Origin of the sequence: Paracidovorax cattleyae (assembly GCF_900104515.1) — a bacterium.
GTDB lineage: Bacteria > Pseudomonadota > Gammaproteobacteria > Burkholderiales > Burkholderiaceae_C > Paracidovorax > Paracidovorax cattleyae.
Genome location: NZ_FNJL01000019.1, coordinates 86,933 through 111,013, shown reverse-complemented (window position 1 = coordinate 111,013; position 24,081 = coordinate 86,933). Strand labels below are relative to the sequence as shown.

Genomic DNA, 24,081 nt, shown 5'->3' with positions numbered 1-24,081 from the left:
CCCCAGGGCAGTTGCTATCGCGCTCCCGAAGCAGGTGAATGTGTGCGGATAGCCTTGATGCTGGGCTCGGATCAGGGGTTGTGAGAGGTTCCCTACCGTGCCAGAGAGGGTTTTGAGCCGAATCTCTTCGCATAATCCGCGCCGGTCATCGTGCTGCGCAGTGCAGCGCGAGATGAAGAGGGAGGAAAGATGGTCGATCTGATGAAAGCGCCGCAGGAGGCGCTGCAAGCCATTCTCGGGCGGAGCAACAAGCCCAAATATGCAACGCCGCTGTTCCAGTTGCGCGATATCCCGTCCGTGATGCGTTCGCGGCTGGGGTGGCCGGTGGCTGCGGCGTTGATGGAGCGGTGGTTCAATGGGGCGGCTTACCAGATGACGCCCGAGGTCAAAGGCAGCGTGGAAGGGCAACGCCTAAGCCAACTGCCGTCAGCACAGCTTGATGAGACCACCATCTCAATGGGATGGGCTCTGGGATTTGCAAGAGTACAGGCGGCCATGGATAGGCTGCGCACGAATTGGGCAAGTCCAGCAGGGATTGCACAGTTGAGAGACCAAGTAGAACGGCACAACAAGGGCAGGCAGCAGCAATGCTGGCGATTTGGTGATCTGACTCTTCCTGCCAAAATCCTTGACAAAACTTGTCAGGTCAACTACTTAGTCTTTGGCCGTATGAGTGACCCCATGGACGATTTCTATGGTGCCATGGGTGAGGCTCAGTTAAAGGTGGCTGTTACAGGTATCGTTACTCCATTGGGCAGCGGTAAAGCCATGGTCGAGATCGACGAATTAGGATTCTATTTACGGGATTCTTATGATTTCAACGATGGAAAGTCTTTTATTTCCCAACCTCTTGGTTGCTGGGGGTTCAATGGAATGGAATGCGGAATCCTTACACATCTGACTGTGCCGATTGAGGATGTAGTAGCGGACGATTCACCCGAATCAGTGCAAAGCCATAAATATCTCGTACAAAACCAAGACTTCCGTCGTTGGAGAGAGAAAAACAACAGAGGTGGTGATTTCATGGTTGTTTCAGATGTGCACCGAATCAAATTACCTTTTCCACAAAAATTTTCATGGTAAATAAAAATCAAAAAAAGAGGCGAATTCTCAGGAATTCATTCCCTATATTATTCATAGCCACAATTGCTGTTGGCCTGTGGCACGGCACCCGCCCCCACCTGTTCCATACCGCCGTCAGCCCCTACAAGGCCTATCGGATCGAATACTACGAAGCCTCTTTCCTGCAAGGACTATTGCATCGCGATTTCAAGATGCCTGCATTCGTGAGGCTGTACCGCGTCCAGCCGGACACCTTGATCGGCGAAAGCAAGGTGGTCGATCTCTGGATGAATGGAGAGCTCTATTGGTACACGGAAGACCCCATGAACAAGGTCCGCGTCGGCCGCGATGTCGTTTTCGAGAATGTTCCATCGGAATGCGCCGGCTGCCCACCGCTGCCCGACTCAGCAGTAATGCCCTGAACCGTCCCGGGGAGGTCTTGCCCCATCGCATTCACCCTCCAAGGCAACGCACGCCATGGAGATCCAACGGGCCTCACCCTGTGGTACCAGCAATCCCGCTCCCATGACCATCACCCGTCGATTCAAGGCAGCCGCCCTGCTCCTCGGCATGGCAGCGCTTGGGGTCACCATACGCAGTCTCGCCACCCCTGAATACCAAAGAAGCCACTACAGCCCCCGGCACGTCTATCGCCTCGATTACTACGAAGCCTCCTGGCTCCAGCGGATGGCACATTGGGACATGCGCCATCCGCACGTCATCCGTCTGTACCGGATTGAACCACCGGCTCTCCTCGGAGAAAGCGCGGTCGTGGACCTGTGGATCAACGGCCAGCTGTACTGGTACCTCTATCCGCCCATGAACAAGGTCCGCATTGGCCGCGACGTCGTCTTCGAAAACATCCCCCCCGAATGCACCGGCTGCCCGCCCCTGCCCGATTCCGCCGCCATGCCCTGACTCGCCCGCCCAAGAAAAAACGGCACCCGAAGGTGCCGTCTTTCCCAATCGTGGAAGAGGATGTGCCCTGGGCGGGTCAGTCCTCGACGAAGGCTTCCTCGCGCTTCTTGCTCACGGCCGGCAGCAGCACGATGACGAGCAGCAGCACGGCGGCGGCGAGCAGGCCGGCGGAGATCGGGCGCGTGACGAACACGCTCCAGTCGCCGCGGGACAGCAGCAGCGCGCGGCGCAGGTTCTCTTCCATCATCGGGCCCAGGATGAAGCCCAGCAGCAGGGGCGCCGGCTCGGTGCCCAGCTTGTGGAAGATATAGCCGATGAAGCCGAAGATGCCGACCAGCCACACGTCGAACGTGTTGTTGTTCGTGCCGTACACGCCCACCGCGCAGAACAGCACGATGGAGGGGAACAGCCAGCGGTAGGGCACGGTGAGCAGCTTGATCCACATGCCGATCAGCGGCAGGTTCAGGATGATCAGCATCGCGTTGCCGATCCACATCGAGGCGATCAGGCCCCAGAACAGCTCGGGGTTGCTGGTCATCACCTGCGGGCCCGGCTGGATGTTGTGGATGGTCATGGCACCCACCATCAGCGCCATCACGGCGTTGGGCGGGATGCCCAGCGTCAGCAGCGGGATGAAGGAGGTCTGCGCACCGGCGTTGTTGGCCGACTCGGGGGCCGCCACGCCGCGGATGTTGCCCTTGCCGAAGGGCACTTCGCCCGGCTTCAGCTTGGTCTTCTTCTCGATCGTGTAGGCCGCGAAGGCCGCCAGCAGCGCACCGCCGCCGGGCAGGATGCCCAGGGCCGCGCCGAGCGAGGTGCCGCGCAGCACGGCGGGAATCATGCGCTTGAAGTCTTCCTTGGTGGGGAACAGGCCCTGCACCTTGGCCGTGAACACCTCGCGGTCGTCCTCGGGCTTGGAGAGGTTGGCGATGATTTCACCGTAGCCGAACACGCCCATGGCGATCACGACGAAGTTGATGCCGTCGGTCAGCTCGGGAATGTCGAAGCTGTAGCGGGCCACGCCCGAGTTCACGTCGGTGCCCACCAGGCCGAGCAGCAGGCCCAGCACGATCATGGCCACGGCCTTGAGCAGCGAGCCCGAGGCCAGCACCACGGCGCCGATCAGGCCCAGCACCATCAGCGAGAAGTACTCGGCGGGGCCGAACTTGAAGGCCACTTCGGTCAGCGGCGGGGCGAAGGCGGCCAGGATCAGCGTTCCCACGCAGCCCGCGAAGAACGAGCCCAGGCCGGCGGCGGCGAGCGCCGGGCCCGCGCGGCCCTTGCGCGCCATCTGGTAGCCGTCGATCACGGTCACCACCGAGGATGACTCGCCCGGCAGGTTCACGAGAATCGCGGTGGTCGAGCCACCGTACTGCGCACCGTAGTAGATGCCGGCCAGCATGATGAGCGCGGCCACGGGCGGCAGCGCGTAGGTGGCGGGCAGCAGCATGGCGATGGTCGCCACGGGCCCGATGCCGGGCAGCACGCCGATCAGCGTCCCCAAAATACAGCCGATCAGGCAGTAGATGAGGTTCTGGAAGGTGAAGGCGACGCCGAAGCCGGTCGCCAGGTTGTCAAACAATTCCATGGTTTTCGATGCTCCCGCTCAACCCGAAATGAAACTGGGCCACACGGGGAACTGCAGTTTCAGCGCCCACACGAAAGCCACGTAGCTGCCCACCGCGAGGATGGTGGCGAGGATGAACACTTCCTTGGCGTTGAAGGTATCGCCCGCCAAGCTCGCGATGAACACGAGCGCGTAGATGGCGACGATCAGGCCCATGGCCGGTACGCCGAAGCTCGGCAGGCCGGCGAGCAGCACGCCGAAAGCGAAGTTGGAAGCGAGGATGAAGAACAGCGGCTTCCAGGCCCACTTGCCGATCTTGTCGCCATCGGCGCTCTCCACCACGGTGGCATAGAAGGTGATGGCCGCCCCCAGGATGGCGAGCAGGATGCCCAGGATCAGCGGGAAATACCCAGGACCCATGCGCGCGCCGTTGCCGACGCTGTAATTGGTGGCGCCGACCGCGAAAGCGACCCCCACACCCATGAACATGAGGCCTGAGAAGAAATCTTTCTGGCTCTTTATTTTCACGAAACGACTCCTTACACGAAGTTGACGGGCGATTGTGCAATCACCCCCCTGCCACATCGATGTGGATACCACCTATCCGGCACCTAGGGAAAACCGCAACGCGCCCAGCGAAAACACCGTCCCGGAGACCGGGACGGACTTCAAGATTTTCGGCTTGCGGAATGGAGTTCAGGTGACAGCCGGTGGTGCGGCCCGGTCACGTGACTCCAGCGGTGGCGTCGCGGCGATGACCTCTTCGAGCGTGGTCACGCCCTCGGCCACGCGCAGTGCGCCGGCGAGCCGAAGGGGGCGCATGCCGTCCTGCAGCGCCTGCCGCCGCAGCGCGTCGATGGAGGGCGACTGGGTGATGCGCTCCTTCAGCGCCTCGCTCACGGCGAGCAACTCGTAGAGCCCCATGCGGCCGTGGAAGCCGGTCATGCGGCAGTCCACGCAGCCCACCGGCCGGTAGGGGTGGTAGCCGCCCGTGATCTTCCAGGGTCGCACCACTTCCGCCAGCCGATCGATGCCCGCCGCCTCGTCGCGCTGGCGGCACTGCTTGCAGAGCGTGCGCACCAGCCGCTGCGCCAGCACGCCCAGCAGCGTGGCATTGATGAGGTAGGGCGGCACGCCCAGCTCCATCAGGCGGCTGATGGCCGACGGGGCATCGTTGGTATGCAGCGTGGAGAACACCAGGTGGCCCGTGAGCGCGGCCTGCACGGCCATGTCCGCCGTCTCCAGGTCGCGGATCTCGCCCACCATCAGGATGTCCGGGTCCTGCCGCATGAGCGCGCGCAGGCCTTCCGCGAAGCTGAAGTCGAGCTGCGGCTGCACCTGCGTCTGGTTGAAGCTCGGCTCGATCATCTCGATCGGGTCTTCCACGGTGCTCACGTTCACCTCCTCGGTGGCCAGGCGCTTGAGGGTGGAGTAGAGCGTCGTGGTCTTGCCCGAGCCCGTGGGCCCGGTCACCAGGATGATGCCGTGGGGCCGCTGCACCAGCGCCTCCCAGCGCTGCGCGTCGTGCGGCGAGAAGCCCAGCGCGTCCAGGTCCTTGACGGTGTTGTCCGGATCGAAGATGCGCATCACCATCTTCTCGCCGAAGGCCGTGGGCAGGGTGGAGAGGCGCATTTCCACCTCGTCGCCGCGCGGGTTGCGGGTCTTGATGCGGCCGTCCTGCGGGCGGCGCTTCTCGACCACGTCCATGCGGCCCAGCAGCTTCACGCGCGACACCATGGCGTTCAGCACACCCATGGGCATCTGGTACACCGGATGCAGCACCCCGTCGATGCGGAAGCGGATCACGCCCTGCTCGCGCCGCGGCTCCAGGTGGATGTCGCTCGCGCGCTGGTCGAAGGCGTACTGCCAGAGCCAGTCCACCACCTTGACCACGCCCTGGTCGTTCGCGTCCAGCTGCTTGTTGCTGCGGCCCAGTTCCACCAGCTGCTCGAAGCTGCTGCCCGCGCTCGCGCCGCCGGCCTTCTGCGCCGCCTTCACCGACTTGGCCAGCGCGAAGAATTCCGCCGTGTAGCGGTGGATGTCCTGCGGGTTGGCGACCACGCGGCGCACGGCGCGGCGCGACTGGCGCTCCACCTCGGCCACCCAGTCATCGACGAACGGCTCGGCCGTGGCCACCACGATCTCGCGCGGCGTGACCTGCACGGGCAGCACCCGGTGCCGCTCGGCGTAGCTCGCGCTCATCATGTCGGCCACGCGGCCCACGTCCACCTTGAGCGGATCGATGCGCAGGTAGGCCAGGCCGCTGCGGCCGGCCAGGTATTCGGTCAGGCTCTCCAGGTCCAGCGGCCTGCCGTCGCTCGCGCGCGCCATCGCCACGCTGGCCAGCCGCACCAGCGGATGCTGGCGGCTCTCGGCCTGCGAGCAGCGCGCGATGGTGCGCGCGGCCTCCTCCTGCGAGATCACGCCGTCGGCGCGCAGCCACTCGACGATGCGCCGCCAGTCGAGGGGGCCCGCGAATCCGGCCGGCGCCGCGGGCCCGGCGGCGTCATGGGGGGGAAGCAGGCTGCGGCTCATCGCGCGTCACTCCACCGGCTTGAACACGCGCGGCCACTTCGCCGCAGGCAGGTCCCACCGCACCTGCACCGCATCGGCGCGTGCCAGCAGGTCGGCGCGGCGCGGCCGCGACGGCGTGCGCTGGGCCAGCACCACGGTGTTGCCCTCGCGCGTGGGCTTGAAGGCCCAGAGCGCGTCGGCGCCGAAGGCCTCGGCCATGCGCCCGAGGCTGCGCTCGTAGCTGGAAGAGCGGCCGAAGAGGTTCACCGTCATCGCGCCGTCCTCGGTGAGCAGCGCGCGGCAGTCGGCGTAGAACTCCGCGCTGTCGAGCACCGGCGCCGCGGCCTCGTGGTCGTACAGGTCCACGGCCAGCGCATCGACCGTGCCGTGCCACTCGGGCTTGCGGATCTCCTGCGCGGCATCGGCCAGCACCACGCGCAGCTTCGGCCCGTCGGGCGGCAGCTTGAACCATGCGCGGCAGACGGCCAGCACCTGCGGGTTGAGCTCGATCGCCGTGCAGCACATGCGCAGCTTCTTGTGGCAGAACTTGGTGATCGCACCCGCGCCCAGGCCCAGCTGCATCGCATGCCGCTTGCCCACGCTGGCAGGCTCCACGAACAGCAGCCAGGCCATCATGCGCTGCACGTACTCCAGTTCGATGTCGAAGGGCTCGTCGATGCGCATGGAACCCTGGATCCAGGGCGTGCCCAGGTGCAGGTGGCGCACGTCGCCGTCATCGGAAACGCTGACTTCGGGCAGCTCGGCGGCTGCGGCTTTCTTGCGGGTGGTCATTCAATCCATCAATCCAAAGGGGGCCAGCGCCTCGGCCCAGGCGGCACGCTTGCGCTCGAAGCTCCAGGACGCGTTCGCGGGGCTGGTGGAGGGCAGGCGCAGCGACGGCACCGGCCCTTCCTGCAGCCCGGCCGGCAGGCCCAGGGCGGCGCGCACGGCACGCGCGTGCCTGAAGCTTTCCCCGCCATTGTGGGCGATGGCCGAAAGGCGGTGGCAGCGCGGCCGCAGCGCCGCGAAATCGTTCACCGCCGCGTTGCGGATGCTGGTGTCCAGGCTGCCCTCGCGCTCGCAGGCCGCGTACACATCCCACAGCCCCAGCCCGCGGTCCAGCAGCCAGGCGCAGCGCTCCGCGTAGCGGTCCCGGCCGGGCAGCGGGTGCTGCGGCCACAGCGCCTGCAGGATGGGCCAGAAATGGTTCTGCGGATGGCCGTAGTACTGCCCCGCGCGCAGCGACGCCACGCCCGGGAAGCTGCCCAGCACCAGCACCACCGTGCGCTCCGAGACGACCGGCGCCAGCCCCGTCAGGCGCAGGGCTGCTGCGGGCTGCGGGTCGGCGGGAGGGATGTCGGGCAAACGGGTCGGAGGGGACGAACGGGGCATGCGTGCCAATGGTAGCTATTCGGTAGTCGCCCGGCGGGCCTGCGCAGGCGCCGGCAGCAGCACCGCCAGGCGCGGCAGCGCCGCCAGTGAATTCACGTGCGCGGCCCGGGCCAGCGCCTCCACCGGCATGCCGCGCAGCTGCGCCACCACCTGCGCGATGCGCGGCAGCTCGCCCGGCATGTTGCGCGCCGGCGCCGCACCCGCCGCCCGCTCGGCCGCCGTCACGTAGAGCCAGTGCGGCGGGATGTCCGGCGCGTCGGTTTCCAGCACGATGGATTCCAGCGGCAGCTCGGCCGCCAGCCGGCGCAGCTGCAGGGCGCGGTCGAAGGTCACCGCCCCGCCGAAGCCGAGCCTGAAGCCCAGGTCGATGAAGCCGCGCGCCTGCTGCAGACTGCCGTTGAACGCATGGGCGATGCCGCCCTCGGCCCCCACGTCGCGCAGGCCCTTGAGCACCTTGTCCACCGAACGCCGGGTGTGCAGGATCACGGGCAGCCGGCTGCGCCGCGCGAGCCGCAGCTGCTCGCGGAAGAAATGCTCCTGCCGCGCCGGGTCCAGGTCCTTCACGAAGAAGTCGAGCCCGATCTCGCCCACCGCCACGAGGCGCGGGTCCGCCGCATGCTGCTCCAGCGCCTGCGCCAGCACGCCGAGATCGCCGTCGTCCGCCCGGCCGGTGAAAAGCGGGTGGATGCCCAGCGCATAGCTGTCGCCGTGGCGGTGCGCCAGCGTGCGGACGGCCTCCAGGTTGCACCGCTCCACCGCGGGCAGCACGCAATGCGCGACCCCGGCACGCGCCGCTTCCGCGCGCACCCTGTCCAGGTAGTCCCGGCCCGCATGGGCTTCGAACTCGTCGAGGTGGCAATGGGTATCGATCCAGGCATCCATCCCCCCGAGCATGCCAGCACCATGGGCGGCACGCACGTCGGCCGGCTCCGGCGGCCCGCGCAGGCCGCCAGGCCGCTGCCCGGAAACCCGCCTTGGAAACACGCGGACACATGCGCGGCGGGCGGTTCCGTGCTACCGTGGCCGGGAACCGCCTGCCCGGCGCACGACACCGCGCGCGGGCCCCCTGACCCGAGGTGACCGCATGCCCAGGCCCGCCCGCTACAGCAGCTCCCGCCGCGCGCCAGCCGCGGCCACCGCGCCACACCCGTTCCCGGCAGGGCCCGAGGGCCCGCCCCCGGCCGGGACTCCGGCCGTTCCCCCGGCCGCGGCCCCGGGCGCCGCCGGACCTGCAGGCGCCGCCGCCCCGTCGCCCGCGCGCCCCCCGCGGCGCAGGCTCGGCGGCGCGCTGGCGGCCGTGCTCGTCGCCGCCGGTTTCGGCTGGCTGGCCTGGCGCATGCCGCCGCCGGCGCCGCGCATCACCCAGCAGGACATCGACGCGGCCGTTCTGCATACCCTCTCGACCCAGCCCCTGCCCTCGGCCGCCGCGCGCGCCGCCGAGGCCGTGGCCCCGTCGGTGGTGCGCGTCACCGGCTTCGCCCACACGAAGAAAGGCAAGGGCAAGGTGCAGGAGGAAGAGCGCGGCGTGGGCACCGGCATCGTGATCGTGGACAAGGGCGTGATCCTCACCAACCTGCACGTGGTGCGGGGCGCGTCGCGCATCCAGGTCACCTTCGCCGACGGCTCCGAAAGCGACGCCTCCCTGACCGGCGCCCAGCCCGCGAACGACCTCGCCGTGCTGCAGGCGCACCGCGTGCCGGACGACCTGCAGGCCGCGCCGCTGCGCTCCACGCAGGGCCTCAAACCCGGCGACGGCGTGGTCGCCATCGGCTTTCCCTTCGGCATCGGGCCCTCGGTCTCGGCCGGCGTCATCTCGGGCCTGCAGCGCGAATTCGATTCGCCCCAGGGCAAGCAGGAGATGCGCAACCTCATCCAGTTCGACGCCGCCGCCAACCCCGGCAATTCCGGCGGCCCCCTCGTCACGCTCGACGGCGAGGTCGTGGGCATCGTCACCGCCATCCTCAACCCCACGCCCGCGCGCACCTTCATCGGCATCGGATTCGCCGTGCCCATCGAGAACGCGGCCGAGGCCGCGGGCTCGCCGCCGTTCTGACCTTTCGCCAGGAGCCTCCATGGACATCGCCCCGCCCCCGACGGCCGCCGCCACCGCCACCGCCACCGCCACGCTGATGGAGCAGATTCTCTATGAAGTCAAGCGCGTGGTGGTCGGCCAGGACCGCTTCCTGGAGCGCGTGATGGTCGCCATGCTCGCGCAGGGCCACCTGCTGGTCGAAGGCGTGCCGGGCCTGGCCAAGACCCTCACCGTGAAGACGCTCGCGGGCACCGTGCGCGGCACGTTCAAGCGCATCCAGTTCACGCCCGACCTCGTGCCCGCCGACCTCGTCGGCACGCGCATGTACCACCAGCGCACGGGCGAGTTCGCCACCACGCTCGGGCCGGTGTTCACCCACCTGCTGCTGGCCGACGAGATCAACCGCGCGCCCGCCAAGGTGCAGAGCGCGCTGCTGGAGGTCATGCAGGAGCGGCAGGTCACCATCGCGGGCGAGACGCACGTGCTGCCGCGCCCCTTTCTCGTCATGGCCACGCAGAACCCGATCGAGACCGAGGGCACCTACCAGCTCCCCGAGGCCCAGGTGGACCGCTTCATGATGAAGGTGCTCATCGGCTACCCCACCGAGGAGGAAGAGTTCGTCATCGCCCAGCGTGCCCTCGCCGAGCCCGTGCAGGTGGCATCCGTGGCCACCACGGAGCAGCTCGCCGCGCTGCAGGCCGAATGCCGGCGCGTGTACGTCGATCCCTCCCTGCTGCAGTACGCCGTGCGCCTCGTGGCCGCCACGCGCGCGCCCGCGCATTACGGCCTGCCCGAACTCGAACCGCGCATCGCCTGCGGCGCCAGCCCGCGCGCCACCATCCATCTGGCCGAGGGTGCCCGCGCCCTGGCCATGCTGCGCGGCCGCGGCTACGTGCTGCCCGAGGACATGGCCGACCTCGCGCCCGACGTGCTGCGCCACCGCATCACGCTCTCGTACGAGGCGATCTCGGACGGGCTCGATGCCGATGCCCTCATCGCCCAGCTCATGGCGAGGCTGCCCGCGCCGGCCCGCCCGCTGGCGCACGATGCCCAGAACGAGGTGCTCCATGCCGCCGCGCAGCGGGCCTGACGCCGCGGCAGTGCGCACGGCGCCGCTGCCCGCCGCCGGCCTGGCCACGGGCGCTGCGGACCGCCTGCTGCGCCGGCTCGAATGGACCGTGCTGCGCCGCCTCGACGGCCTGCTGCAGGGCGATTACCGAACGCTGCTGCGCGGCGCGGGCGTGGACCTGGCGGACCTGCGCGAATACCAGGCGCACGACGACGTGCGCCACATCGACTGGAACGTCACCGCGCGGCTCGGCACGCCCCATGTGCGCGTCTTCTCCGAAGACCGCGAGATGGCCGCCTGGTTCCTGCTCGACCTCAGCCCCTCGGTGGATTTCGGGCCGCCGGGGCAGACCAAGCGCGACCGGCTCACCGGCTTCGCCGCCGTGCTCGCGCGGCTGCTCACGCGCCACGGCAACCGCGTGGGCGCGATGCTCTTCGGCCATGGCGCCCCTGCCACCGTGCTGCCGCCGCGTACCGGCCGCACCCATGTGCTGCGCCTCATCGACGCGCTGGCGCCCGCGGGCCCGCCCGGGTCCGCGCCGCCCGGCACCACCGAGCTGCACCGGCTGCTGGATTCGGCCGCGCCCGTGCTCCGGCGGCGCTCGACGGTGTTCGTCGTATCCGACTTTCTCTCGGCCCCCGGCTGGGAGAAGCCCCTCGCGCAGCTCGCGCAGCGCCACGACGTGGTCGCCGTGCGGCTGCTCGATCCGCTGGAGATGGCGCTGCCCGACGTGGGCGTGCTGCACCTGCGCGATCCCGAGACCGGCGAACATCTGACGGTGGACACGCGCGACCGCGCCTTCCGCCAGCGCTTCGCCCGCCTCGCCGCCGAGCGCGAAACCGCGCTGCGCTCGGCCCTGGCGCGCGCGGGCGCGGACACGCTCGAACTCGCCACCGACGACGACCTGCTCGACGCGCTGGTGCGCTTCATGGAACTGCGCGGCCAGCCCGTGCGGGCCCGCCGGCGCGTGCGCGCCTGAGCGCCGGACGCGCCGGCCGAACGAACGACAAGGAAGGAGCCGCCCATGGTCTTTCTCTGGCCCGACCTTCTCTGGCTGCTGCTCGCGCTGCCCGTGCTGGTAATGCTCTACCTTTGGCTGCTCCGCCGGCGCCGGTCCGCCGTGCTGCACTACCCTGCCCTGGCCCTGGCGCGCGAAGCCCAGGGCGCGCGCGCCCGCTGGCGGCGCCATGTGCCGCCGCTGCTCTTCCTGCTCGGCCTCGCGGCGCTGCTGGTCGCGGCCGCGCGGCCGCTGGCGGTGCTCACCCTGCCCTCGCAGCAGCAGACCATCATGCTGGCCATGGACGTGTCCGGCAGCATGCGCGCCGCCGACGTGCACCCCGACCGCCTCACCGCCGCCCAGGACGCCGCCAAGGCCTTCATCGCCGAGCTGCCGCGCCACGTGCGCGTGGGCATCGTGGCCTTCGCGGGCAGCGCCCAGCTCGCCCAGTTGCCCACGCAGAACCACGAAGACCTCGTCAAGGCCATCGACAGCTTCCAGCTGCAGCGCGGCACGGCCACGGGCAACGGCATCCTGCTGTCGCTCGCCACCCTGTTCCCCGACACCGGCATCGATGTCTCCGCGCTCGGCGGCCGGCAGGCCATGCTGCGCCCGCAGTCCATGGACGAGGTCGGCCGCCCGCCGCACCGCGGCAGCAACGGCAAGGGCGCCGACCGGCCCGCGCCCGTGGCACCGGGCTCCTACACCTCGGCGGCCATCATCATGCTCACCGACGGCCAGCGCACCACCGGCGTCGATCCGATGGAGGCCGCGCAATGGGCCGCCGACCGCGGCGTGCGCGTCTATACCGTGGGCGTGGGCACCGTGGCCGGCGAGACCATCGGCTTCGAGGGCTGGTCCATGCGCGTGCGCCTGGACGAAGACACCCTCAAGGCCGTGGCGCAGCGCACCAACGCCGAATACTTCCACGCGGCCACTGCGGCCGACCTGAAGAAGGTGTACGAAACCCTCAGCTCCCGCCTCACCGTGGAGAAGAAGGAAACCGAAATCTCCGCCCTGCTCGCGCTCGCGGGCGCGGCCCTGCTGGTACTGGCGGGCCTGCTGTCGCTGTGGTGGTTCGGGCGGGTGCTTTAGAGCAGCCAACACGACCCTTCTGGTGCCTCGCCAGAACCGCTCGCCGGGTCGTGCCAGCCGCTCTCAGCGCGCCGCTGTCATGCCGTCGGAGCCCGAGGCTCGACCCCCGCAGCGATTCCCTGGATGCGTGGCAGCGGACCGAGGCACGATGCCATGAACGCTTCCAGTTCCGCGTCCGACAGCCCGAATTCCGTGTGGGAGCGTGCCTGCAAATACTCCTCCACTGTGGTGTTGATCCTTTCCGCCGAAGCGGCTGGGTAGGCTCCCGTGAGATAGACCGCCAATTGGGTCGCATTCATCACATGCAGATTCAGTCCGGTCACCCTCAGCGCACCCGTCGCCGGATCCTGCCGCATCGGCATGTAATCGGTGAGAGCTGCCACCGAGGCCACGACCCCACCGATCGTGATGCCGATCTTCCCGCTTCTGGGCAAGGTCTCGCTGGCCAGGCGGCCCGGCTTCAAGCCACGTCCGGCATCCTGGTACGACGCGGCTGCGGCACCGATGATCTGCAAATCGCCTGAACGGGTGCCGAACCCCAGCATGGTTTCCGGTACACCGGAAACCCGGTTGCGGTCGGGAATCGGCCGAAGATCCTCTTTGATGGCATCCGACAGGATGTCGTGGAGTCCGCCGGCGGCATAGGCATCCTGGCCGGTGGAATTCACCAGGTAGTCCACATCCAGCGATCTCTTCTCCGAGGCCTCTCCTTGCGCCTTGCCCGACACATCGACGCGAAGCCTTTGCCCACCCGGCGCATCGCCTGAGTCCAGGCACCGTATCGCGTCGATTTCGCCCTGGATCTGGCAATCGCGGCTGCCTTCGATGATGGCCCCGACGCGGGGCCCGGCCGCCTCAGCCACCCCGAAGCCGTTTCTCGCCACCCACGTGGAAGATCCGGCATGTTGCTTTGCGACCTCCATGGCCCATGCTGCCGTCGGCCCCCCGCCATACACCATGACGCTCTTGCCCTGAATGCGCTCCGCCATCCCGGGCGTCAGAACGTCGTCGTAGCCGAGTATCTGGGGCAGCTGCGCTGCCGATCCTTCCGGCAGCAAATGGTCCGCCAACCGTCTCGCAGGGGCAGCCCCCGTTGCGATCACTACCTTGTGCCCCAGCACGGAGGGTCCCGGTCCGGTCGTGGCGATGCGGTAGCCCGTGCCCTGCTCCTTCGATATTTTCTCGACAGAAATTCCGCCGGTGAAAAACACTTTCCTGCCCTGGCTTCGCAGCATGTCGCCGGTGTATTCGCCGAGTTTCGCCAGCCGGGCCTGATAGTCACGGGAATGCACATAGGCCGAACGGTCGTCATGCGGCAGCAGGTTGTTGAGGGCATCATGCCGGCCGGGATCGATAAATCCTGCGCTTTCCTCATGCGGCAACGCCAGGATGTGATGCGGCTGCGCGAGCCGGTGCCCGACCCTGTTCCAATAACCCAGATCCCCGATCACCACCACATGGGTGAACATGCTGTCGAGATTTGCGGTGGAAAGATAGGTCAGGGCGGCAGTGCCCCCACCCACGACAAACAGCGCTCTGTCATCTTCGCTCATGCCCGACAGAAAATCATTCAATGCACTGTCGGGCGCCCTCCTGTGCCCCGCTGCCTCGGCTCCCGGCTGCGCGTGTGCGGGACGGGGACTTTGCGGTGCAATGGCACGGCTTCGCAGGCGGATGCTCCCTTCCCGCACAATGGCATGAGGCTGTGATCTCGCCCGGATACCGTCGTCTCCCAGGGCTCCGTGCGATGACGGGCCGTGCGCTCTCGTCGTTCCGGTCGGGGACCGGGACCGATCCGCCCTGGACGTTCCATGCGAAGAATCTGACAGGTGCGCAGAAGAGAGGGCTTGGCGGCCCGAACGGATGCCGGCTGTGGGGTTGATCATGAACTCGGGCAAGAAATCTTCTGCGCACGATGATGCGACCCCACACCGCTGCCCGGCAGTGTCTGCGCGAATGCCGTTGCGATGGTCCGAAACATCCGCATGCGGCCACGCCACGCCCTCCAAGCGCGCCCCACGGGCCTTCAACACCGGTGACGAAGCCCTGCTCAACGCGTCTTCCGGCCGGCGCGGCCAGGAGCGGCGACAACGCAGATTTATGCCGGGTTGTCGATCTCGATGAACCGTTGTTCGATGCCCAGCGCCACCGCCACGTGCGCGGCCGCCGCGGGCGCGCCGTAGCGCTCGGTCGCATGGTGGCCCGCCGCGAGGAAGGCCACGCCCGTCTCCCGCGCCAGGTGCGCCTGCGGCTCGGAGATCTCGCCCGTGATGAAGGCATCGGCCCCCGCCGCGATCGCGCCCTCGAAGTATCCCTGCGCGCCGCCCGTGCACCAGGCCACGCGGCGGATCGGCCGGCCCGGCCCGGCGTCCTCCGGCGCGACCAGCGTCACCGGCCGGCCCAGCGCCGCCTCCACGCGCGCGGCGAGCGTGGCCGCGTCCGCGATGTCGGCCGGCGCGCAGAAGCCCAGGTCCTGCTCACCGAAGCGCACGTCGGCCGCCGCGAAGCCCAGCACGCGGCCCAGCTGCGCGTTGTTGCCCAGCTCCGGGTGCGCGTCCAGCGGCAGGTGGTAGGCGAAGAGATTGATGTCGTGGGCCAGCAGCCGCTGCAGGCGCTGCTTCATCCAGCCCGTCACCCGCCCGTCCTGGCCGCGCCAGAACAGGCCGTGGTGCACGAAGACCGCATCCGCCCCGTCCGCGATGGCGGCATCGATCAGCGCGCGGCTCGCCGTCACGCCGCTCACGATGCGGCGGATGCGCTCGCGGCCCTCCACCTGCAGGCCGTTCGGGCCGTAGTCCTTGAAACGGGCCGGCTGCAGCAGGTCGTCGAAGGCCGCGAGCAGCGCCTGCCGGGAAACCCCGGGGGCCAGGTCATCCGCGGGAGAGGGTACAACTGAGTCCGTCATGCACGGCATTGTGGCAGGGCGCGCACCAGGGAGGGGTGCCGCCCGTGACCCCGCCGTACACCACCAGAACGGCCAACCAGAACGACCGGCACGGGCCCGCGGCCCCGCGGCATGCACCGCCGCCGGTACACGAGAAGGAGGGATCCCATGTGACCGCCGCCACCACACCACGCCGCGGGCGCTGAACGCCGCCCGTCCGGGCACTCCCGATTTCTCCGATCCCGAAAGCCACCCCATGCCCCATACATCCCGCCATTTGTCCGTGAACCGCGTCCGGCTCTACCAGGCCGCCCAGACCGCGTCCCACACCAGCTTTCCCGTCAAGGGCCAGGGCACCGTCTCCGTGCTCCCGGCCGACGTGCCCGAGGCGCTGGACATCATCCTGCACCAGGACATGCCCTTCACCCCCACCGGCAACGCCTGCGGCCTCACCATCGGCCGCGCCGGCATCGTCCTGTGGGCCGTGCGCCACGGCAAGAGGCACCCCATCGCGCACGCCGAAGCCCCCGACCTGCGCCTGGATCCGCCGGGCACCCACCAGCCCTACTGGCTGAGCCTGGACAGCAACAACCGCCGCATCCGGTACGGCAAGGGCGAAATGCTGCGCGCCCTGATGCTGTATGAGTTCACCTGGCCGGACAAGAACGACCCGAACGGCATGGACGCCCTGTGCCGGCAACTGCGCCACGTCAGCGTGCGCGGCGCCACCGGCGTGCAGCTCGCCACGCTCCAGATCCCCGTGAACCTCGATCCGCCGCCCCACCTCATCGCGCCCGCGGAGGTGACCATGGAAAGCATCGCCGCCAACCGCGCCAGCGTCGCGGGCGACCTGCCCCTGGCCTGCCAGCGCCTCTACGACAACGTCGCCGGGCCGGGCATGAACCTCTCGCCGCCGGACTTCGCCGAGTTCGCCCAGGCCATCCAGTACTCCATCGTCACGCCCGGCGCGCTCTGCCACACCAAGCTGCTGGAAAAAGACCCGAGCTTCGGCTACCTCCGCGTCACGCTGGACGCCAACCAGGGCGATTCGCCCGGCCAGCCCTACGTGCTGGAAATCTGGCCCGCGGGCAATGGCTCGCCCATTCACAACCACGGCCAGGCCTGCGCCGTCATCAAGGTGCTGCACGGGCAGATCCAGATCTCGTGGTTCAGTGCGCTGAGCCCCGGCATCGAGCAGCCCTGGGGCAGCACCATCGCGCACGCGGGCGAGGTGACCTTCCTCACGCCCGACTACTACCAGATCCACCAGTTGAAGAACCCGTCGCCCCGCGAAGGCGGCCAGTTCTGCGCGACCATCCAGTGCTACCGCTACGCGGACGACAACATCGTCCACTACGAGTACTTCGACTACATCGACGAGAAGAAGCAGACCATCGAGCACTTCCTGCCCGACTCGGACTGGGAATACCTGGAGTTCAAGCGGCTGATCCAGGAGGAATGGAAGGCGGCCATGTCCGGGCAACGGCCCGCCACCGCCTGAACGCGGCGCGGGCATCCGGCGCAGGATGCCCGTCGCTTCGAGAGAGGCCCGTTCAGGCCCGCGCAGCCACCGGCTGCCAGCCGCGCGAGGCCAGCGGCACGAAGCCCAGCACGAAGCCCAGCAGCCCCATGGCCGCCACATAGTGCGCGGGCGCCATCGGGTCGCGCTGCATCCACACCGTCAGCAGCACCGGCGTGATGCCGCCGAACACCGCATAGGCCATGTTGTACGAGAACGAAAGGCCCGAGAACCGCACTTCCGGCGGGAAGGCGCGCACGCCCACGATGGGCAGCAGCGCGATCGAGCCCACGAAAAAGCCCACCAGCGCATAGTTGCGCACCAGCGTCTCCGGCGTGCCCGGCAGGCCCAGGTAGAACAGGTACGAGGTCAGGAACAGGCCGCCCCAGCCCACCAGCATCACCGCGCGGGTGCCGAAGCGGTCGGTGGCCCAGCCCACCACCACGCAGCCGATGGTCAGCGTGAGCGTGGCCACGGCATTGGCCTCCAGCGCCAGCGTGGCGGGCAGGTGGTGCACCTTCTGCAGGTACGACGGCGTGATCAGCACCACCACCACCACCGCGGTGGAGAGCACCCAGGTCATCAGCGCCACCAGCAGCATCGCGCCCTTGTGGTCGCGGAAGATGGTCTTGAGCGGCAGCTCGCGCGCCACGGCGCGGCGCGCGGCCAACTCCTGGAACACCGGCGTCTCGTGCAGGAAGCGGCGCAGGTACACCGACACCAGGCCGAACACGCCGCCCAGGATGAACGGAATGCGCCACGCGAAGCCCTGCACCTCGGCGGGCGTGTACGTGCGGTTGATGGCGATCGCCACCAGAGAGCCCAGCAGGATGCCGCCCGTGATGCCGGCCGTCAGCGTGCCCACGCCCAGGCCGTAGCGGTTCTTCGGCACGTGCTCGGCCACGAACACCCAGGCCCCGGGCATCTCGCCGCCGATGGCCGCGCCCTGCAGCACGCGCATCGCCAGCAGCAGCAGCGGCGCCGCCACGCCGATGCTCGCGTAGGTGGGCAGCAGGCCGATCACCAGCGTGGGCACCGCCATCAGGAAGATCGACAGGCTGAACATGCGCTTGCGGCCCAGCTTGTCGCCGAAGTGGGCGATCACGATGCCGCCGATCGGCCGGGCCAGGTAGCCCGCCGCGAAGATGCCGAAGGTCTGCAACTGGCGCAGCCAGTCGGGCATGTCGGCCGGGAAGAACAGGCCGCTCACCACCGTGGCGAAAAACACGTAGATGACGAAATCGTAGAACTCGAGCGTGCCGCCCAGCGCGGAAAGGCCCAGGGTCTTGTAGTCGCCGCGCGTGAGCGGGCGGTGGGGCTGCGCGGCGTCGGCGCTCGCGGCAGCGTCAGAAGAGGAAGTCATGGCGTGGTCCGGAAAAGCACGGGTGCGGCCCGGGCACGGCCACGCATGCGGCGGCGCCAGGGCTTTCTCTTGCGGCCGCCGGACCGGAGCGGAGCGTGGCGGGTGGCGCGGGCTGCAAGGCCGGCCGCGGGGGTGGAGTGCGGGCGGCCGGGCGCGGGGCCGGGGCTGGAAGAAAAAGAAAGGAAAGAAGAAAGAAAAACGGGAAACGGAAAACGAAAGCAAAAGGCCGCGGGTGGCGGCCATCCCCCGATTTTAGGGTTTTCCCTCCGGTGCCCGCGCACGCACTCGAATGCCCCCCTCCTCGCGCGGGGCGCAGTCGGCATGCCCTCCCACGGCCCACGGCCGCGCAAAGTGGCGACAATGTGGGCCTTTGCCGCCCCACCTGTCACCATGAAGCGCTTCTGGCTGCTGTTCTCCCAGGCCGTGACCGTGTTCGTCGCCGCCTACTTCGTCGTCGCCACCCTGCAACCGGACTGGATCCGGCGCGGCGCCACGCGCAGCAGCGCCGGCATCTCGCTCATCGAGGCGCCGTCCGCCCCCTCCTCCCAGCCCGTGGCGGGCAGCTTCAGCGCGGCGGTGCGCAAGGCGGCCCCGGCCGTCGTCAGCATCAACACCAGCAAGGCCGTGCGCAACCCGCGCAGCAACGACCCCTGGTTCCAGTTCTTCTTCGGCGACCAGGGCGCGCAGCAGACGCAGACCGGCCTGGGCAGCGGCGTGATCGTCAGCCCGGACGGCTACATACTCACCAACAACCACGTCGTGGAAGGCGCGGACGAGATCGAGGTCACCCTGGCCGACAGCCGCCGCACCCGCGCCACCGTGATCGGCACCGACCCGGACACCGACCTCGCCATCCTGAAAGTGGACCTCGACAAGCTGCCCGCCATGGTGCTGGGCAACTCCGACCAGCTCTCCGTGGGCGACCAGGTACTGGCCATCGGCAACCCCTTCGGCGTCGGCCAGACCGTCACCAGCGGCATCGTCAGCGCCCTGGGCCGCAGCCAGCTGGGCATCAACACCTTCGAGAACTTCATCCAGACCGACGCCGCCATCAACCCCGGCAACTCCGGCGGCGCGCTGGTGGACATCAACGGCAACCTGATGGGCATCAACACCGCCATCTACTCCCGCTCCGGCGGCAGCATGGGCATCGGCTTCGCCATCCCCGTCTCCACCGCCAAGCTGGTGCTCGACGGCATCGTCAAGGACGGCCAGGTCACCCGCGGCTGGATCGGCGTGGAACCCAACGAACTCTCCCCCGAACTCGCCGCCACCTTCGGCGTGCGCGCCACCGAGGGCGTCATCATCACCGGCGTCCTGCAGGACGGCCCCGCCGCCCGCGCCGGCATCCGCCCCGGCGACGTGATCGTGCGCGTGGGCGACAAGCCCACCGACAACGTCTCGGCCCTGCTCAGCGCCGTCGCGGCCCTGAAGCCGGGCGAGCCGGCGGCGTTCCAGCTGCAGCGGGGGGATGCGCAGCTGGAATTGAATGTGGTGCCGGGGACGCGGCCGCAGCAGAGGGGGCAGCGGCGGTGAAGGGCAGGCCTCTGTCGGGTTGAGAGCGCGTATCGTTTTCGCAAGTAGAGAGAGGCGACGTACCGAAAGGCGGCTTCGCAGCAGATGCCGTCGGTCAGCGCAGCGGGCCCAGCCGGCAGGCCCCGACCAACAACGGTCTTTGCTGCTCCCCGCTTCGGCGCCCGAAAGCTGTGGTTCAGCAAGTGAACCCAGCGACCGGCGAGGCCGGTCCGCCCGAACGATCATCCTGTTCACTACTTTGGTTACCGAACTCCTCCGAGCGGTCCTCCACTTAGTCTGTCGCGTTCCTTGAACGCCGCGACTCCGTCGTCATGAGCCAGGGCGCGCAAGCTCTGGTGCCAAGGAGCTTGCGACGTTGTGGCTTAAAGATACTTTTGCAGGATGGCCTGCCTGCGGGCGGATGAACTTTTGAGCACCGCCTGCGCATCGGCAATCTGCTGTTCCAGCGCCTCGATCTTGGTGACGAATTTCTTCTGCTCTGCGAGGGTCGGCACCGGCACCTTGATATTGCGCATAATCGTTGCGTTGATATTGGCTTGATTGATCGACTTCGAGGCCTTGCCTTTCGCTTCGATTTGGAAGACCGACGAGTTCATCATCTTTTCCAGGAATTTCGGCAGCACCTTCCCCGTGTCGGGCACCACGCGCACAAGGTAAGAGGCAAAGCAATAGTCTCCATCCAGATCGAATAGCCCGGTCTTGCCGACATGCTCGATACTGTTGGTGCGATTGAAAAGCAGGTCACCTTTGCTGAGCTTGTATTTGGCAAACTCCTCGGCGCTAATGTCTGCGCACTTCATGTTGCCGTTGTCCACCATCCGGCCACGGATGATTTCATTCATGCGGAATATCTTGTAGCCGACACCGCCCTCATTCATGGCTTCGTTCAGGCCGTACTGAATGTCGATGGCGATTTTTCCGATTTCTAAATGTGCAACTGAAGATCCATAAATATTGGCGACTTCCACGTCAATGCGGGCCAAGGCATTCTCAGACGTGTCGCGCGAAGAGTTGACCTCAACGTCAATCAACCTGCACTCAGAGACAATGTTGTTCAGTGTGATCGGGTCAGGCAGTGGAATTTGTAGAGCCTCAAGATCCTTTGGATAAACATGAGGCTGCGCCGCACCACTCGAAGCCGCCTGAATTTCGCTCTGCCGACTTTTTAGTACGTGGTAGAGGTATTCCGTGTACTCATCATCCACTCCACGCACCGTTGTACAATCGGATGCAAAAATTGGCTCCCTCCAAAAAGCCACATAACCAGCACTGGCGCCTGATGCGCTGACGGTTATTGTGTTAGCCGGGCGATTGAAAGCATTGTGCATGTAAGCATGAGTCATACCCCCTGCAATGACTTTATATCTTCCGGGCACAGCTTTTTTCTGGGTAATTGAAGTGCCTTTTCGTATTTCAGCCAAGCGGCTTAACGGGAAAATGGGCCACTTGGATACGACTTTTGCGCCGCCCTTGATCGCCAAGTTGATCTGTTTTTCGAAGACGACTCGAGAAAAATCCAGCATCTCTACCAACGGAGCCGCTCGCGCCACCTCCTGCAACGCCGTCGGGATAGCCGACAGCGTACCGTTAAAATTCGCCGCAATGCTGAAATTGAGCTTCCCAGTGTTGTCCCGGTTGGTTTCGTCATACAACGGCGTTAGGTGCCGCCCGTGGACATCCTTGATCAGCTTGATGCCCTCGTCGCCCTTGGCGGAACTCCATTCGTAGCCGAGGAATTGCTTGATGGCCTTGGTCTCCGTCGGGCTGCGAATGATCAGCACTGGATTGGGCTGATCGCAGGCCATTACGAAATGGTAGAGCTTGTCGCGCTCGATGGCCTGGACAAACGCTAGATAGCGTTTTTCGACCTCGGCGTCCTGCGCTTCCAGCGTCAAGACCTTGAACCATTTGGCCTTGTAGAGATTGGTGACCTCGTTGCTGCTGTTGAATTTTTCAAGGTAGACCGCCTCCAGTTGAGTGGTCCATGCACCGTTTGGTTCTCCCCTGAGCAGGGTTTTGTAGTCCTCCAACGGCACATTGATGTGTGCGACGTAGCGGGCAATCAAGTGCTCATCCTTGTAGATGACCTGCTTGCGCTTACTGGCATCTCGGCCCTTGAACCATTCCTCTACGCGCTCGCGGTAGTGCGCGGCGGTGTCGGGAGCGGTCTTCTTGCGACGCAGGAACAGGGTTACGGTGTTAGTACCCGTTTTGCCGAAGGTGCCGCTGCCGAATTCAGCAATAGCGACGATGTCGAAATACTGGATCAGGATTTCGCGGGTGCGGATGTAGGCGCTGCCGCCATTGGACAGGATGCTGGATGGCAGGATGATCGCAGCTACGCCATCGGCCCGCAGTAGTTGCTTAGCGCGCTCGATGAAAAAGGTTTCGATGCTGTTGGAGGTTTCGAGATCATTGATGGTATCGGCAAGGGTGTAGGCCTTGCGTTCTTCCTCGGGCAGCGTTTCCAGAAAGCCGCGCACGCTGTAAGGTGGGTTGGCGACCAGCAGGTCAAAACTTCCGTCCTTGATCTCTGGAAATGCCTCGTGCTGCTTGATCAGGCCGTCGCCGTAGCAGATGTTGATGCCTTGCTGCCCGTACATGAAGGCCGACACCTTGGCCACCTTGGAGAGGCGGTACTCCTTCTCGATGCCATAGAGAGCCTTGTGATACGCCGCTAGGTCTGCTTCTGGCTGATGCGTTTCCACCAAGGGCTTGAGCTGCAAGGCCAGCTCGGTGAGAAAGTGGCCTGCGCCACAGGCGTAATCGATGGCCTTGGGCGGTGTGGCGCTGCGCTGGACAAGTGAGGCCAGCGGCAGGCTCATCATGATGAAGCGGCAGATGGGCATGGGGGTGAAGAACTGCCCCTCGCTCTGTTTGACACCCTGATCGAGGAAGCCCTCGAACATATCGCCCAGAAACTGGTTGTGGCCGTGCGGGTCGGTCAGGCGAATGTCCTGCCACATTTGCAGAATCTTCAGCAGCACCTCGGCGTTTTGGTAGAACAACTTTTCGTTGTGAACATCGATCAATGAAAAATCGTTGTTGGTGAAAAACTTTTGCTGAATGAACAAATTCCACACCGCCCGCTGCGTGGCATCCGGGTTCTGTTTGATAAATCGAAGTGCGTTGTTGACGTCGCCCTGGTTGATGTATGTGATGTCTTCGCCGAGAAACTTGCCCATACCTGCTTGGTACAACTGCTGCAGGCGGTCCATCAGATCGAAATGGGTGTCGTAGGCCACACCCTTCCAGTAAAACTTCAGATCGGAGGGATTTTCAATTTCGTCCACCAGCTTGCACAGAAACAAGTTAACCAGCTTGTCAAAGGCGTTTTCACGGCCCGACACATTGTGCTGGCGCAGGATGGTGGCAAACTCGTGGTACTTCTTCTGCTGATCTCTAGCCGAGATGGCATGCAAATCGGCCAACGAATACTTGTCTTTGCCGATGTGATACGGCTGAATGTTTTCTTCGAAAATTCCCTTGGTTGTGTAATCGAGCTTGTAGGTGTCACGCCAAACGGCATGGCGCTCTTTCACATCGGTGGCCGACTTAAAGCCTTTGAACAGCGGATTTTCAATTAGGTATTTGCCATTATCACGATGCGCAATGATGTGGCTGGTGTAGCTGACCGCGCCTGCATCCAGGTCCGAGGTGTACAAGCACAGGAACTGGGTTTCGCTGATTTGCTGCGCGTAGCTGAAGAGTTGATCGCCGTCCTGCTGAGTCTTATTCCAAGCGCGCTTAAATTCGATTCCGGCCGTTTTGCATTCGATGATCAGCAAGGGACGGCCATCGTTGTCCTTGATCAGAATGTCGGCACGTCCGCCGCTGGCGCCACGCCCCAGTTTCCACTTGGGCTCCAGTTCGATGTGCTCAGGCTTATAGCCCTTTTCCAGCAGGCGGTGTACGCATTCGAGTACAACGAAATTTTCGTTAGCGTCGAAGTTGCAGGTTTGCCGTTCGCTAATAATCAGTCCAGCAGCTTCGGGATAAGAAATTTCCTTCTTAATGAAATTCACCTCAAGGATGGCTGCGCCGAACCCCTTACGATAAATTGCACCCTTTTTCTCGAATCCAAGGGCGCCCAGCAAATCCGACAAATTGTCTTGAGTCAGCATTATTTTCTT

The 24,081-nt window shown here is 66.1% G+C and carries 19 protein-coding genes; 9 read left to right on the top strand and 10 right to left on the bottom strand.

Annotated elements, in window-relative coordinates; genetic code table 11:
• Positions 1-189: 189 nt before the first annotated feature.
• The 3 genes from BLR05_RS16210 to BLR05_RS16200 all read left to right on the top strand — a co-directional run bounded on the left by BLR05_RS16210 (position 190) and on the right by BLR05_RS16200 (position 1,980).
• Positions 190-1,083: a DUF6402 family protein gene (locus BLR05_RS16210; protein WP_092836021.1), complete on the top strand. Its 894-nt coding sequence runs from the start codon at positions 190-192 to the stop codon at positions 1,081-1,083.
• The gene (locus BLR05_RS16205) at positions 1,077-1,484 is read left to right on the top strand and encodes a hypothetical protein (protein ID WP_092836019.1); all 408 of its coding nucleotides are present in this window, start codon (positions 1,077-1,079) and stop codon (positions 1,482-1,484) included. Before BLR05_RS16210 ends, BLR05_RS16205 begins: the two co-directional genes overlap by 7 nt.
• Before the next feature lie 103 nt (positions 1,485-1,587).
• Entirely contained in the window at positions 1,588-1,980 is a 393-nt protein-coding gene (locus BLR05_RS16200) for a hypothetical protein (RefSeq protein WP_092836017.1), read from the top strand.
• Between the two features lie 76 nt (positions 1,981-2,056).
• Here BLR05_RS16200 and BLR05_RS16195 read toward each other — a convergent pair whose 3' ends face one another.
• The 6 genes from BLR05_RS16195 to BLR05_RS16170 all read right to left on the bottom strand — a co-directional run bounded on the left by BLR05_RS16195 (position 2,057) and on the right by BLR05_RS16170 (position 8,335).
• Positions 2,057-3,568 carry a tripartite tricarboxylate transporter permease gene (locus BLR05_RS16195; RefSeq protein WP_053844740.1) on the bottom strand — a complete coding sequence of 504 codons (1,512 nt, stop codon included), beginning with the start codon at positions 3,566-3,568 and terminating at the stop codon, positions 2,057-2,059.
• A gap of 18 nt (positions 3,569-3,586) precedes the next feature.
• Complete coding sequence (locus tag BLR05_RS16190; RefSeq protein WP_053844741.1) at positions 3,587-4,075, bottom strand: tripartite tricarboxylate transporter TctB family protein; 489 nt, start codon at positions 4,073-4,075, stop codon at positions 3,587-3,589.
• A 168-nt stretch (positions 4,076-4,243) separates the two neighbouring features.
• Positions 4,244-6,082, bottom strand: coding sequence for a type IV pilus assembly ATPase TfpB (tfpB, locus tag BLR05_RS16185; RefSeq protein ID WP_092836015.1), 1,839 nt, complete (start codon positions 6,080-6,082; stop codon positions 4,244-4,246).
• A gap of 6 nt (positions 6,083-6,088) precedes the next feature.
• Positions 6,089-6,853, bottom strand: a complete 765-nt coding sequence (locus tag BLR05_RS16180; protein ID WP_092836013.1) for a class I SAM-dependent methyltransferase — start codon at positions 6,851-6,853, stop codon at positions 6,089-6,091.
• On the bottom strand, positions 6,854-7,453 hold the full coding sequence (locus BLR05_RS16175) for a DNA-deoxyinosine glycosylase (protein ID WP_092836011.1): 600 nt from the start codon (positions 7,451-7,453) through the stop codon (positions 6,854-6,856).
• Between the two features lie 15 nt (positions 7,454-7,468).
• Positions 7,469-8,335 (bottom strand): TatD family hydrolase, encoded by an 867-nt coding sequence (locus BLR05_RS16170; RefSeq protein WP_208606023.1) that lies wholly within the window; start codon positions 8,333-8,335, stop codon positions 7,469-7,471.
• A 202-nt stretch (positions 8,336-8,537) separates the two neighbouring features.
• Here BLR05_RS16170 and BLR05_RS16165 point away from each other — a divergent pair, with 202 nt between their 5' ends.
• The 4 genes from BLR05_RS16165 to BLR05_RS16150 are packed head-to-tail and all read left to right on the top strand — an operon-like array spanning position 8,538 to position 12,646.
• Positions 8,538-9,506: a S1C family serine protease gene (locus BLR05_RS16165; RefSeq protein WP_092836007.1), complete on the top strand. Its 969-nt coding sequence runs from the start codon at positions 8,538-8,540 to the stop codon at positions 9,504-9,506.
• Positions 9,507-9,525: 19 nt separating this feature from the next.
• A complete protein-coding gene (locus tag BLR05_RS16160) occupies positions 9,526-10,575 on the top strand; it encodes an AAA family ATPase (protein ID WP_092836005.1) in 1,050 nt (349 codons plus the stop codon).
• Entirely contained in the window at positions 10,553-11,533 is a 981-nt protein-coding gene (locus BLR05_RS16155) for a DUF58 domain-containing protein (RefSeq protein ID WP_244160116.1), read from the top strand. The genes BLR05_RS16160 and BLR05_RS16155 overlap by 23 nt, the downstream gene beginning before the upstream one ends.
• Positions 11,534-11,578: 45 nt before the next feature.
• Positions 11,579-12,646, top strand: coding sequence for a VWA domain-containing protein (locus tag BLR05_RS16150; protein ID WP_092836003.1), 1,068 nt, complete (start codon positions 11,579-11,581; stop codon positions 12,644-12,646).
• Between the two features lie 77 nt (positions 12,647-12,723).
• Here BLR05_RS16150 and BLR05_RS16145 read toward each other — a convergent pair whose 3' ends face one another.
• Both BLR05_RS16145 and BLR05_RS16140 read right to left on the bottom strand, forming a co-directional pair.
• Positions 12,724-14,199 (bottom strand): hypothetical protein, encoded by a 1,476-nt coding sequence (locus BLR05_RS16145; RefSeq protein ID WP_143015939.1) that lies wholly within the window; start codon positions 14,197-14,199, stop codon positions 12,724-12,726.
• A 545-nt stretch (positions 14,200-14,744) separates the two neighbouring features.
• Positions 14,745-15,551: a Nif3-like dinuclear metal center hexameric protein gene (locus tag BLR05_RS16140; RefSeq protein ID WP_092836000.1), complete on the bottom strand. Its 807-nt coding sequence runs from the start codon at positions 15,549-15,551 to the stop codon at positions 14,745-14,747.
• A 235-nt stretch (positions 15,552-15,786) separates the two neighbouring features.
• On the opposite strand from BLR05_RS16140, the gene BLR05_RS16135 reads away from it, so the two are divergent.
• Positions 15,787-17,031 (top strand): cysteine dioxygenase, encoded by a 1,245-nt coding sequence (locus BLR05_RS16135; RefSeq protein WP_092835998.1) that lies wholly within the window; start codon positions 15,787-15,789, stop codon positions 17,029-17,031.
• Between the two features lie 52 nt (positions 17,032-17,083).
• Here the strand turns inward: BLR05_RS16135 and BLR05_RS16130 are convergent, their stop codons facing one another.
• A complete protein-coding gene (locus BLR05_RS16130) occupies positions 17,084-18,412 on the bottom strand; it encodes an MFS transporter (protein WP_092835996.1) in 1,329 nt (442 codons plus the stop codon).
• A gap of 390 nt (positions 18,413-18,802) precedes the next feature.
• On the opposite strand from BLR05_RS16130, the gene BLR05_RS16125 reads away from it, so the two are divergent.
• Entirely contained in the window at positions 18,803-19,948 is a 1,146-nt protein-coding gene (locus BLR05_RS16125) for a trypsin-like peptidase domain-containing protein (protein WP_092835994.1), read from the top strand.
• A gap of 362 nt (positions 19,949-20,310) precedes the next feature.
• Here BLR05_RS16125 and BLR05_RS16120 read toward each other — a convergent pair whose 3' ends face one another.
• The gene (locus BLR05_RS16120; RefSeq protein ID WP_092835992.1) at positions 20,311-24,072 is read right to left on the bottom strand and encodes an N-6 DNA methylase; all 3,762 of its coding nucleotides are present in this window, start codon (positions 24,070-24,072) and stop codon (positions 20,311-20,313) included.
• Positions 24,073-24,081 lie beyond the last annotated feature (9 nt).